Raw genomic sequence first — 13407 nt, 5'->3', positions numbered from 1 at the left:
AAATTAAAACCAATTTATTTTTTCTGTCACAAGTCAATTAAGTATCTTTTTATAATAAAAATAAAAAATGTTTAATTGTTATTCCAAGTCATCTAAAGAAAAAAAGAGTTTTTATCAACACAAGAAATTAGAAATGCTCAACTATATTAAGGATTCACTTGAACGTAAAATTGCATCAGTAACAGCATCTATAGAAGTTCTAGAAAGCCAAATAAGCAGGGATAAGGAAGTTGAGGTAACTAATTAGTATTCAAACAAAACTTTCTAGAAGTTTTTCAGGGCCAAATTTCTTTAAATAATTAATATTTGAATTTTCAGTTACTAGTAGATATCCTGCAAATCCTAAACCGTTAATACTGAAACCATGAATATGATCATTTTTTCTTTTTATAATAGCGATCCATTTATTAGTTATTAAAATATTGTAGGGACATATCGGTTTCTTATCACTAATAGGATCCCCAAGTCCCAATTTCTTGCATAATTCTAAGTAAAACTCAAAAAGACATGATGGATTTTCTAAAAAATCAAATTTGGATACAATAATATTTTTTTTAAGCTTACTATCTAGATCTTGATATGAGTTCATCTCTAAAAACCACTTTTCTCTAGGGCATGATATCTCACCTTTAGATCTACGCAGAAGTTGAAAATGCCTGTGAGGTTGACTTGCTCCCGCAATTGGAGAACTATTGAAAAACCATAATCCACTAGTATCATTATTAACTTGTTGGATCGCTCTCCAATCTTTAATATCTAACCATCCATTTTGAGGTTTCCATTTATTTGTAATAAGTAAAATATGACCTTTTTGTACAGGGTACTTATTTAATATTAGTTGATGATTATCACCAATTTTATCAATTTCTAGTATCTTTTCCCAAGGACAAAACGGATTTTGCTTAGGACCATAAATTTTTTTTTTAATAAATTTTGAAGTATCGAGTTTCCTAATTATGAAGTCGTCTTTTTCATATAAATCACTAGTAATAATATCAGTTTTGAGAGGACATAATGATTCATCATCAATTGATAATTGAGTTTGTTCTAGTGCTTTTTTCCAATATATTTCTAAACTCATTTAAAAAAATTTATCATTATCATTTTAAAAAAAAATATAAACTTGTAATTACTTTTTATTAAATTGATATTCTTTCAATTTTTCCAGAGGTACTGATTCTAAGACTACAATATTAGTTGATTCTAATATGACTTTTGGTGCAAGACCGTCTAATAATGCTTGCTTCCACCTATCAAGACAAATACACCAATGATCACCATCCTTTAGTCCTGGGAAGGAATAAATAGGCATGGGGGTTATTAAATCATTACCTTGTGATTTACTATATTTCAGGAAATTATCATCCATTACACAACATATGGAATGATTCCCTCCATCATTTTTGTCATAGTTGCAAAATCCATCCCTGAACCACCCTGTCATAGGTTCGCAACTACAAATCTCAATTTCTTCTCCAAGGACATTTAACTGATTTTGATTATTTATGGTCATAGTTTTTTTAATAATAATAAAACACCAACATTTCTTTAAAAAAGGTTGACGAGTATGGGGGGTAAGGAGGTAATAATTCTAATAAGGTTTTTTTCATTATGGATTGGGACTTTACTGAAAACATTGCATTTAAAGCTCTTTATGAAGCTTTTAAAGATAGTGATGAAACTTCCGCATTAGAATTTTTATCTAGTGATGGTGCTTCATATTATCTTGAGTTAACACAGGATGCCGCGGGTGAGGGACTTGATCTGGGTGATAATGAAACGATGGAAGAACTACAGGAAGAAATTATTGAATATTTAGAAAATAACTAAAAATTTAGCTTAAGCGCTGAAATATTTAGCTTTTGAGTGTAGTGAAATGATAGCTGTAGTACTTTGTTCTGGATGAAGTTGTTCAGATTCATCCATAGTCAAGTTTATTCTTTTGGCATCCAACAATGATAATTGTATGTTTGAATCAGATACTTTTGGACATGCAGGATAACCAAAAGAATATCTAGCTCCTCTATATTTTTGAGCTAGTATTTCTCTATTTTTGTCTGGTTCTTCAGACCTAAAACCACATTCAATACGAATTAATGCATGGACATACTCAGCTAGAGCTTCTGCTAATTGCACTGTAAGTCCATGGAATAACAAATAATCGCTATATTTATCTTCTTTAAATAATTTTTGAGAATATTCGCTAGCAATATCGCCCATGGTTACTGCCTGCATAGGAAATATATCTATCGGTTTATCATTTTTCAAATCACAATAAAAATCAGCTATGCATAAATTATTCCCAGATTTTTGTCGTGGAAAATTAAATTGGGAAATTTTATTTAATGATTTCTCATCAAATAAGAAAATACTATTATCTTTTCTACCGCATCTGAAATATCCATAAACTGCTTTGGGTGAAATAAGTTTTTTTTCTACAATTGTCTCTAACCATCTATCTAGCAATGGTTTAGCATATGAATCCAAATAGTTATTGTATTCATCTACGCTTTGGTTTTTTCCTTTTTTTATTTGCCATTGTCCGCTAAATAGAGCTTTTGTATCTAAATAAAAAATTAACTTATTTAAATCTATATCAATCTCGTTCAAGACTTTCGTTCCCAAGAAAGGAGCTTGAATTGGTTCTTCTTCATTTATAAATTTAGATCTTATAAAATTTTCTTTTAAATTTAATTTAGAAGTCTCTATATCTATAGATATTGATTTTTTAACAGCTTGAGAGTTGGACTTTGATGAGGCTAAATTAATATCTATTCCCTCATTGTTGATGAATCCCTCTGTATTTGACCAATTACCCTTTTTTTTATTGTCCATATATTCATTCATGAATTTAAGATCAGTGAACGCATCTTTTCCGTATAAAATTTTCCCTTTATATATTTTGCTGCAGTCCTCATTTACAAATTTTGGGGTTAAGGCTGCACCTCCTAATATTACTGGTACACTAATATCTTCATTGTTAAAAGCTTCTAAATTATCTTTCATAAAAGCAGTTGATTTAACAAGTAATCCGCTCATAGCGATGCAATCTGCATTATGCTTTTTTTGTGCATCTATAATTGCTGAAACATCTTGCTTTATTCCAAGATTTATTACGTCATAACCATTATTTGTAAGTATTATGTCAACCAAATTTTTTCCTATATCATGAACATCGCCTTTGACTGTTGCAATTAAGAGTTTTCCATTTGATATGTTTTCTTCCACAGTTTCCATATGTGGTTCTAAAATTGAAACGGCAAATTTCATTGTTTCGGCGGATTGGAGTACAAATGGCAATTGCATTTGACCTGAGCCAAATAAATCACCTACAACTTTCATCCCATCTAGTAGAAAGGTATTAATTATTTCTAGAGGTTTATATTTTTTTAAAGCTTTATTTAGTTGATCCTCTAAACCTATTTTTTCTCCATCAATAATATGATTTTTTAGGCTTTCTTCCAGAGTTAGGTTTTTATTTTCTGAAGATGCTTTTTTGAAATCTTGAATAGATAAATCTTGAAAAGCTTTTGTTAATTCTACTAATGGATCATAAATACAAATATCATCTTCAAATTTTCTTTTGTCGTATATCAAATCTAAGCAAAGCTTTTTGGTTTCTCCAGAAATTTTTGATAATGGCAAAATTTTATTTGGTGCGATGATAGCAGAATCCAATCCTGCTTTAATGCATTCATCTAAAAATATTGAATTTAGATTAATTCTGGATAATGGTGAAAGACCAAAACTAATGTTTGATATCCCAAGTATGATGTGAGTCTCAGGAAAATTTTCACGAATTTTTGATATAGCAGTAATTGTTTCTTTAGCATTTAATCTATCTTCTTCTATCCCAGTAGATATTGGAAGAGCTAATGGATCAAAAAAGAGCTCATAATCAGACAAACCGCATTCCCTGGTTCTATTAATTGCTCGTTTAGCAATGTCATATTTTTTATCTGCATTCCTTGCCATTCCATCTTCATCAATAGTTCCTACAACAAGACCTGAACCATACCCCAAGGCTAAATTTAGAACTTGATCAAACCTTTCATTACCGTCTTCGTAATTGGTTGAATTTATAATACATTTACCACCAGCTGACTTTAATCCACTTTCCATTTTGTCAGCATCTGTAGAGTCAATCATTAATGGCAAATTTATATTGGTAACAAGTCTTGATGTTATTTCTTTCATATCTTTCACTCCGTCTCTCCCTACATAATCAACATTCACATCAAGAACGTGTGCATTTTCTTTTTGTTGTTGCTTGGCAATTGATACTAGTCCATCCCAATCATCGTTATTTAACAACTCCCTTACCTTTTTAGATCCACTAGCATTTAATCTTTCGCCTACAATCAAAATAGAATTGTCTTGTTTGTAAGGTACAGAATTATATATTGATGATGCAGAAGGAATATAGCCACTTAAATTGTTCTTACCATTTTTATTTGGCATTTCGTTATCAATAATTTCATCGATTATTGAAGAAAGATATTTAATATGTTCGGGTGTTGTCCCACAACATCCACCTATTAATTGAACATTAAAGTCATATATAAAATTCATTAACTGCATCTTTAATTCTATTGGCTTTAATCTGTAGTGAGCAACACCGCCAATATTTTCAGGAAGTCCTGCGTTGGGAATACAGCTTATAGCGAAGGGAGAATTTTCAGACAAATATTTAATATGTTCTTTCATTTGTTCTGGACCAGTAGCACAATTTAGTCCAAGGATATCTATATTAAACGGCTCTAATATTGTTAATGCAGAGGCAATGTCAGATCCAACAAGCATAGTACCTGTTGTTTCCATTGTTATAGATACCATTATAGGTATATCTATATTTTTACTATCAAGTACTTCTTTAGAAGCTAATAAGGCAGATTTTATTTGCAATACATCTTGACAAGTTTCAATTAAAAGTAGATCAACTCCTCCATCCGTAAGACCATATATCTGTTCTTTATATGATTCCTTTAATTCATCAAAATTTATATGTCCTAATGTGGGTAATTTAGTGGTTGGTCCAATTGAACCAGCAACAAACCTTGGCTTATCAACTGATGCATATTTTGTAGCAGCTTTTTTTGCTATTAGAGCAGCATTTTTATTTATCTCATATGCCTTATTCTTAATATCATATTCATCAAGAACTATTGATGAGGCACCAAAAGTATTAGTTTCTATAACATGACAACCTGCTTCTAAGAATGAATTATGGACCTTTTCAACTATCTTTGGTGAGGATAAAACAAGGTTTTCATTACAACCCTCTAATTCTTTTCCTCCAAAGTCGTCTGCTGTAAGATTTAAGTTCTGAAATGATGTTCCAGTACCTCCGTCAAAAATTATTAATGGCTTTTCATCTCTATTTAGAAAGGTTCTGAAAGATTCCATTTTTAGGTGAAAATTATTTTATAGAAATTCTTGTTACCCAATTATCATAATCTTGAGTACGACCTTCTGTTATTTCTATAAGCTTACTTTTTAATTTATTCATTATTGGTCTTTCACCATTTAATTCACTTGATTCAATTTTTTTAACTGGTGTAATTTTTGCTGCTGTACCAGTTAGAAAAACTTCATCTGCTATTAATAATTCTGTTTTATCAACAGGCCTTTCAATTACATTTATTCCAAATGATTTTGCTAATTCAATTACACTAGCTCTAGTAATACCCTCAAGGATATCTTGATCAACACCAGGAGTGATTAAGTCTCCATTCCTTACAATAAATAAATTCATACCACTAGCTTCGCTTACCTTACCACTTGAATTTAATAGCAGGGCTTCATCAAAACCCGATAAACTAGCTTCTGTTTTAGCTAATGAACTAGTAATATAAGCTCCACTTATTTTTCCTCTCAATGGGAGAGATCTATCTTCTTGTCTAGTCCAACTACTCATTCTACATGAAACCCCATCTGGGGATAGATAATCTCCTAGTTCAATACAATACATAAAGAAATCTGTTTCAATATTGTGTAACCTTGGAGCTATACCTAAATCGCTTGTATATACGAATGGTCTAATATAAATAGGTTTTTGTGGCTTATTTCTTTTTATAACTTCCTCTAAGGCTTTAAAAATATATTCTTCAGATATATCAGTTAAGAGTAATTTTGCACTTTGAGATAATCTTTTTATGTGTTTATCAGTTCTAAATAAAAGGAATTCTTCTTTATTTGTAGGGTTAGGTATCGCTCGCATTCCTCCAAATGCAGCAGTACCGTAATGTAGTGCATGAGTAGCTATTGATATTTTTGCTTCTTTAAATGGAATACATTTACCTTCGAACCAGGCGTATGGAAGAAATTCATGCATATTCAATTTATTTAATTAAGGTAAACTTGTTTTATCCTACTTACGTATTCTAAACCTTATTTATATATAAAAATGCACAGGATATTAAATGTAGCAGGAAATGAAAAGAATAATGATGATTTAATTGAGCAACCAGCGGCAGATTTTATTTTTATAACAAGTGTAAAAGCTGATTTAAATCTCATATCAAACTTATTGTTAGAAAAAGAATTTGCTTCATTAAAAAATAATATAAGAGCTTTAGAAATTTCTAATTTAAATTCCTCAGCTCAAATAGATAATTATTTATTAAAAACAATTAATTATGCAAAAGTTGTCATACTACGAATTTTTGGCGATAAAGGTACATGGAACTATGGAATTGAACAACTTTTAAATTGGCAAGCAGTCAATAAAAAAAGGAAGTTATTAATCCTATCAGGTACCGTTGATCAGGAAGTGTCCTTAAGTGAAATAAGTAGTATAGATAAAAATATTGCATTAAATATTTCTAGATTACTAAGATCGGGAGGAATGGAGAATTATAGAAAATTTCTTAATTGTTTAAATTATCTAAAGGTAAATGAAACATTAATTCCTGATGAGTTTTTGAATATTAGTTTTTATCCAGATCCTTATTTATATGATTGGAAAATTGAAAAAGGAGAAAAGATTGGAATAATATCCTATAAATCACTTTTTTTGGCTAATGAAATTGAAGTAAACGAAAAACTTAACTTGCAGTTACGAAGATGCGGACTATCGCCTAAAACGTTATTTATTTCAACACTAAAAGATCATATTATTCAAAAGAAATTAATAGAAATTTTTAAAAAGGAAGATATTAGATTAATAATTACCACAACTTCATTTTCTTCATCTCAAATCAAAAATAACGAATTAATTGAAAATTCTACAAATATTTTTACTTCTCTTAAAATTCCAATTTTACAGCTTCTCTCTTCAAATAGATCAAGAAAAAATTGGTTAAATTCATCCATTGGAATGAATTCATCTGATTTATTGATGCAAATAATTATTCCTGAATTTGATGGAAGGATTACTACCTGTCCTTCAGCATTTAAAGAAATAATTTCTAAAAAAAATACACTCTACAGTGAAATAACCAGTTACAAAGCTGATCAAGTAGGTATTAAATGGATTTCAAAATTCGCAACAAATTATGTGAAACTTCAACAACTTAATAATTTTGAAAAAAAAATTTGTTTAATAATAAGTAATTATCCAGTAAAGAATGGAAGAATCGGTAATGGTGTTGGTCTTAATACACCATCTTCGATAATAAATATTCTTAACTGGTTAAAAGAAGAAGGTTATGATCTTGGATCTTGTAATTATCCTCAAGATTCTTCGGAATTAATGTCAATACTTATAAAAACTAGAACTAATGATATTGAATCTCAAAATAATAAACCATTAGATTACTTACCACTTAGTGAATATTTAAAATATTGGAATTATTTAGAACTTGAACCAAAAAATATTATTGTTAACCGTTGGGGTAAACCATCAGAAGCGATCGATCTTGATAATGAAGGCTTCTCAATAAATGGTATTAGATTTGGAAAAATAACATTATTGATTCAACCTCAACGAGGTTATGACTCTCTCACTGATAGAGATATTCATTCTCCCGATCTTCCACCTCCCCATAGATATTTAGCACAATATTTTTGGATTGAAAAAGTTTTTAACGCAAATGCTATTTGCCATATTGGTAAACATGGGACTGTTGAATGGTTACCTGGCAAATCTATAGGTCTCAGTAATAAATGTTTTCCAAATATTATTTGTCCAGCAATACCAAACATATATCCTTTTATCGTAAATGATCCTGGGGAAGGATCCCAAGCTAAAAGAAGAACTGCTGCAACAATTATTGATCATTTAACCCCTCCTTTGGATAGGTCAGAATTATATGGAAAATATTCAATATTAGAAAATTATTTAGACGAATATTTTGAAGCAAAATTATTAAATTCTAATCGGATTGAAATTATAGAAAAATCCATTTTTGAATTAATTAAAAAAGATTTTAACGAAATCACTTTAAATAATAAAAATAATCAAATTGAAGAGATTGATTCTTTTCTTTGCAAAATTAAAGAATCTCAAATTAGGACAGGTTTGCATATTTTTGGTAATAGGCAGAATGACATTAATGAAATAAATTTATTCTTGTGTGTCGCTAGAGTGCCAAATGCCAATAGAATTGGGATTGTTCAATATATAGCAAAACATTTAAAACTAGATTTGGATCCTTGGACAAATATATATGATCAAAAGTTAAGTGAAAAGGATAAAAAAATATTATTGATTTTTTCCAACAAAAACATTTTAAACTTTAGAATGGCTATTGATTTTTTGGAACAACAAGCAAAGTATTTAATATATTTGTTTTTTTACAAAATGAATACCAATATAAAAAATCTTGAGAAATATAAAAATCAGAAAATAATAGACTATTTCTTTAATGAAAAAAAACATAATAAGTATTTTTTATTATTAAAAAAAGAGATTCTATATCCAATCATTAATTCTTCATATAATGAGAAATTATCATTTATTAATTCGTTAAATGGACAATATGTAAAAAGTGGTCCATCTGGAGCCCCTACGAGAGGTAAAACTGAAGCTTTACCCACTGGTAAAAATTTCTTTTCAGTTGATTCGAGAGGACTGCCAACTGAATCAGCATGGAGTGTTGGTTGTCAATCCGCCTCACAAATACTTGATTTATACAAACAAGATAATGGAGAAGATTTAAAAAATATAGCAATATCTGTATGGGCAACATCCACAATGAGAAATGGTGGTGAAGACATTTGTCAAATACTATATTTATTAGGAGTACAGCCTATTTGGGATGGGCCCTCAAGAAGAGTAGTAGATCTAGAAATCATTCCTTTATCTGTTCTCGAAAGACCAAGGGTTGATGTTACTTTAAGGATTTCAGGAATGTTTAGAGATGCATTTCCACAGTTAGTTAAATTAACTTCTAAAGCAATAAATCTTGTTTCTAATCTTAATGAGGATGATAAATTTAACCCTCTTGCTGGGGCATCAAGGGATGGTGATTCAATTAATCGTATATTTGGTTCAGCCCCAGGTTCATATGGAGCTGGACTACAAGAACTAATTTCTAATTCTAATTGGGAAAATATTGATGATTTTGGAGAATCTTATCTTAATTGGAGTAAGTGGATTTACAGTGATAATCTTGAACCTATAGAGGATAAAAAATCATTAGAAAATGCTCTTAAAAATGTTCAGTTAGTAGTTCATAACCAAGATAATAAGGAACATGATATTTTAGATTCTGATGATTATTATCAGTTTCAGGGTGGCTTATCTTCAGCAGTAAAAAAATTGAGCGGTAAATTTCCTGAAATGTATCATGGTGATTTATCAAAATTTGGATTATCCAAAATTTCAAAATTACAAGATGAAATTAATAAAGTTGTTATATCAAGAATACTTAACCCTAAATGGATAAATGGAATGAAGGATAATGGTTATAAAGGAGCGTTTGAATTTTCAGCTACACTAGATTACTTATATGCTTTTGATGCTTCTACTGAAGTAGTCTCAGATTGGTGTTATGAGGAAGTTTATAAATCATGGTTATGTGATCTGGATCTTAGGAATTTCTTTCTAGAGAACAATCCATGGGCTTTAAGAGATATTGCACAAAGATTTCTTGAAATTGTAAATAGAAAAATGTGGAATAATTGTTCATCAGATGTCATTGAAAATTTAAAGAACATAATTATTAATACTGATTCAATAATTGAAAAAAATGAATTCTAAATTATCTACCTAATAGCGAAAGTCCATGACTATCTGTTCCGCATGTTTTTAGCATTGAATATTTATCTGCTAATTTATCTATCTCTGAACATACAAATAAACTAGGATTCCATTCTTCATTAAGTTCATAATCGTACCAAACCTCTATTCCATCAATACCTTGTATTTTGGCCTCTGGAATTAATTTATAAAAGGGAATCCTATATCTCGCTGGATGTGCAAGAAATGATAAACCACCAGCTAAATTTATTGCTTTTATAACTGATTTAATATTTAAATCATTACCTATTGGAGACTCTCCAAGGATGTAGGGATTTAGGTATTTACTTTTTATATCTATTCCCAATCCAATTACATGTACTAAACATCCTAAAATCAAACAATTAATTTCTATTCCCGAAATTAATGTAAAGGAATCTTTAGGATAATTTTTGAGTATATTATTTTTTTTTATATATTCATGAGCTTTAATTGTATGATGATCGGTTATTGATAAAAATTTCAAGTTATTTTTATAAGCTTGATCTAAAAGTTCATATGGTTCTAAACTTCCATCACTAAATTTTGTATGACAGTGAAAATTAATATTATTAGGACAACTATTTTTATTAATATTGGAAGTTAATTTTACTAAGTCTTCCCTATTCATTACTTAATGAATTCTCATTTTTCTTTCTAATCTTTGCATATAATTGAATAGAAGCCAACATGAAAATAATTAGTCCAACTACGCTCCATGTAGCAATACTAGTTGGAAAATTATTTTTAAAAATAACTAAAAGTACAATTATAAATAATAATAAAGTAGGCAATTCATTTAATAATCTAAGGTTTTTTGCTGAAATGGTTGAAGTACCATTTTGTAATGAATACATTATTTTATAACAATAAGAATGATAAATTACTAATCCCAAAACAAAAGAAATTTTAATTTGCAACCACTTCTCACTTAACCAACTTGGTTGCATAATAACCATGCAAATAGCCATACTTAAAGCTAATATCATCCCGGGTGTTGTGATTATATTCGCCAGCCTTTTTTCCATCAAGGTGTATTGTTTATTAAAGGCAATTTTTAATTCATCATCCATATTTTTAGATTCTTCATGATATATAAAAAGTCTTACTAAATAAAAAAGTCCCGCAAACCAAACGATTACACCAATAATGTGAAGTGATTTAAACCAGAGATATGCTTCAGCTGCCAAATTACTAGATTAATTTAAAAATATATGTTTTTAATATAGTTATATTTAACAATATCAAGAAATCTATTTTTCAAAATTTAATTAATATTTATAACTCGTTAAAATATTCATATATATCATTAACTGAATTTTTTCCAAGTCCTTTAACTTTTGATAAATCCTCCTTACTAGCTATTCTTATCGCGTCTATTGATTTGAAATGCTCCAGCAATTCTCTTATTCTTGATGGTCCTAATCCACTGATTTGGGACAATTGAGATCTATTCATTCTTTTAGATCTTTTATCTCTATGAAAAGATAATGCAAATCTATGTGCTTCATCTCTTACCCTTCTTAATAGAAGAACTCCTTTTTGATTTTCATCAGTATCAAGAGACTTAGTAAATCCTGGAATAAATATTTCTTCATTTTTTTTTGCCAATGAACATATAGTTACTTCTTCCTCAAGATTTAATTCTTTTAATGCTTTAATAGCTGCATTTAACTGTCCTTTTCCTCCATCAATCATTATTAAATCAGGCCAATCTGATAGAAGTTCATTGTCTAATTTACTATTCGTTTTATCATTTAATATTGAAAAATCCCCTCCGCTTTCTTTAAATCTTGACCATTTTTTAAACCTTCTTTGTATTACTTCATATATCGAAGCAAAATCATCACTATGTCCTATAAAAACGTTTGGATCTTTAATTTTATATTTCCTATAATGCTGTTTAGAAGGAACCCCATCAATAAAAACGACTTGTGATGCTACAGGGTCACTACCTTGAATATGACTTATATCATAGCCTTCAATTCTTTTAGGTTGTTCGCTTAATTCAAGTATTTGGGCAAGATCCTCAATTGATGATTCATTATCTTGTATCCCATTTAATATTCTATCTAATTCCAATTTCGCATTTTTTAAAACCATTTCTACAGTTTCATGTTTTTTATTTCTTTTTGGGATTAGGATTTTTACTTTCTTTTTTCTTAGCTCCGTTAACCAATCCTCTATGGTTGCTTGTTTTGGAAGGTTATATTGAATAAGAATTTCTGATGGTATTTCTACAGGTTCAACATTCATATAATGCTCTTCTAATATCTTTTGTAAAATAAGATTTTCATCTTCATTATTTAATTTTTGACTATAGCCAATTCTCCCAATGAGCTTACCTGATCTCATTTGGAAAATTTGTATACTAGCTACATTTTTTTCTGAAACTATTCCAAAGATATCTCTATTAATTGAAGAATCTGGTATTGATATTTTTTGTGATTCAGTTAATAATTTTAAACCTGAAATTTGGTCTCTTATTTTTGCTGCATTCTCATAATCTAAATCATTTGAAAATTGCAGCATTTTTTTTTGTAAAAATATTTCTAAGTCATCATTTCTTCCCTGAAATATCATAGATACTTGTTTCATTATTTTTTTATAATCGTCAGATGATATAACTTCTTGGCAAACACCTGGACATCTTCCTATTGAATAATTCAAACAAGTTCTATCTTTATAGACTGGCCTTGGTCTTTGTCTAAGTGGAAATATTTTTTTTATCGTAAATAATGTTCTCCTTAATAATCCGACATCAACATAAGGTCCATAATATCTATCTAAATTATTTCTATTTCTTCTTCTTCTTGTAATAAATATTCGAGGATATTTTTCACTCCAAGTTATACAAAGATATGGATATTTCTTATCATCCTTTAAAAGAATATTAAAATATGGTTTGTTTGTTTTAATTAAATTTGACTCTAAATTTAATGCTTCATATTCGCTATCTGTCACTATTATTTCTATTTCAGTTATTTGACGAACCATCAAACTTAATCGGGGAGTTAAATCTGAATAATTATTGAAATAACTACTTACTCTACTGCGTAGTTTTTTAGATTTACCGATATAAAGTAAGTTATTATCAATATCTTTAAAAAGATAACAACCAGATGACTTTGGAATTTCGGATAATCTTGATTTTAATAACTCCTTATTATTAATTAATTTATATTCAATTTTAAAATTATATTTGTTATTTATTTTTTCGATAGAGGAATTACTCATTTATAGTA

10 protein-coding genes are annotated in these 13407 nt (G+C 29.0%); 3 read left to right on the top strand and 7 right to left on the bottom strand.

What is annotated here, in order from left to right:
- Positions 1-67: 67 nt before the first annotated feature.
- Positions 68-247, top strand: a complete 180-nt coding sequence (locus tag HA152_RS04945) for a hypothetical protein (protein ID WP_209106380.1) — start codon at positions 68-70, stop codon at positions 245-247.
- A gap of 3 nt (positions 248-250) precedes the next feature.
- On the opposite strand, the gene HA152_RS04940 is transcribed toward HA152_RS04945, so the two are convergent.
- Both HA152_RS04940 and HA152_RS04935 read right to left on the bottom strand, forming a co-directional pair.
- The gene (locus HA152_RS04940; protein WP_209134175.1) at positions 251-1081 is read right to left on the bottom strand and encodes a DUF4922 domain-containing protein; all 831 of its coding nucleotides are present in this window, start codon (positions 1079-1081) and stop codon (positions 251-253) included.
- A gap of 48 nt (positions 1082-1129) precedes the next feature.
- Complete coding sequence (locus HA152_RS04935) at positions 1130-1513, bottom strand: DUF2237 family protein (protein ID WP_209134173.1); 384 nt, start codon at positions 1511-1513, stop codon at positions 1130-1132.
- Between the two features lie 98 nt (positions 1514-1611).
- Here HA152_RS04935 and HA152_RS04930 point away from each other — a divergent pair, with 98 nt between their 5' ends.
- Positions 1612-1830, top strand: coding sequence for a hypothetical protein (locus HA152_RS04930; protein WP_025888346.1), 219 nt, complete (start codon positions 1612-1614; stop codon positions 1828-1830).
- Positions 1831-1839: 9 nt separating this feature from the next.
- Here the strand turns inward: HA152_RS04930 and metH are convergent, their stop codons facing one another.
- Entirely contained in the window at positions 1840-5406 is a 3567-nt protein-coding gene (gene metH / locus HA152_RS04925; protein WP_209134171.1) for a methionine synthase, read from the bottom strand.
- A gap of 13 nt (positions 5407-5419) precedes the next feature.
- The gene (locus tag HA152_RS04920) at positions 5420-6334 is read right to left on the bottom strand and encodes a branched-chain amino acid transaminase (RefSeq protein ID WP_209134169.1); all 915 of its coding nucleotides are present in this window, start codon (positions 6332-6334) and stop codon (positions 5420-5422) included.
- 72 nt (positions 6335-6406) lie between these two features.
- On the opposite strand from HA152_RS04920, the gene cobN reads away from it, so the two are divergent.
- Positions 6407-10144, top strand: coding sequence for a cobaltochelatase subunit CobN (cobN, locus tag HA152_RS04915; RefSeq protein WP_209134167.1), 3738 nt, complete (start codon positions 6407-6409; stop codon positions 10142-10144).
- A 1-nt stretch (position 10145) separates the two neighbouring features.
- On the opposite strand, the gene HA152_RS04910 is transcribed toward cobN, so the two are convergent.
- The 3 genes from HA152_RS04910 to uvrC all read right to left on the bottom strand — a co-directional run bounded on the left by HA152_RS04910 (position 10146) and on the right by uvrC (position 13399).
- On the bottom strand, positions 10146-10793 hold the full coding sequence (locus HA152_RS04910) for a PHP domain-containing protein (RefSeq protein WP_209134165.1): 648 nt from the start codon (positions 10791-10793) through the stop codon (positions 10146-10148).
- Positions 10786-11352: a protoporphyrinogen oxidase HemJ gene (gene hemJ / locus HA152_RS04905; RefSeq protein WP_209134163.1), complete on the bottom strand. Its 567-nt coding sequence runs from the start codon at positions 11350-11352 to the stop codon at positions 10786-10788. Before hemJ ends, HA152_RS04910 begins: the two co-directional genes overlap by 8 nt.
- A gap of 88 nt (positions 11353-11440) precedes the next feature.
- Positions 11441-13399 (bottom strand): excinuclease ABC subunit UvrC, encoded by a 1959-nt coding sequence (uvrC, locus tag HA152_RS04900; protein WP_075537881.1) that lies wholly within the window; start codon positions 13397-13399, stop codon positions 11441-11443.
- Between the last annotated feature and the right edge of the window lie 8 nt (positions 13400-13407).

The sequence above is a fragment of the Prochlorococcus marinus XMU1412 genome, assembly GCF_017696315.1.
Lineage (GTDB): Bacteria > Cyanobacteriota > Cyanobacteriia > PCC-6307 > Cyanobiaceae > Prochlorococcus_A > Prochlorococcus_A marinus_AF.
Note: the sequence above shows the minus strand (reverse complement) of the source record. Positions and strands in the feature narration are given on the sequence as shown.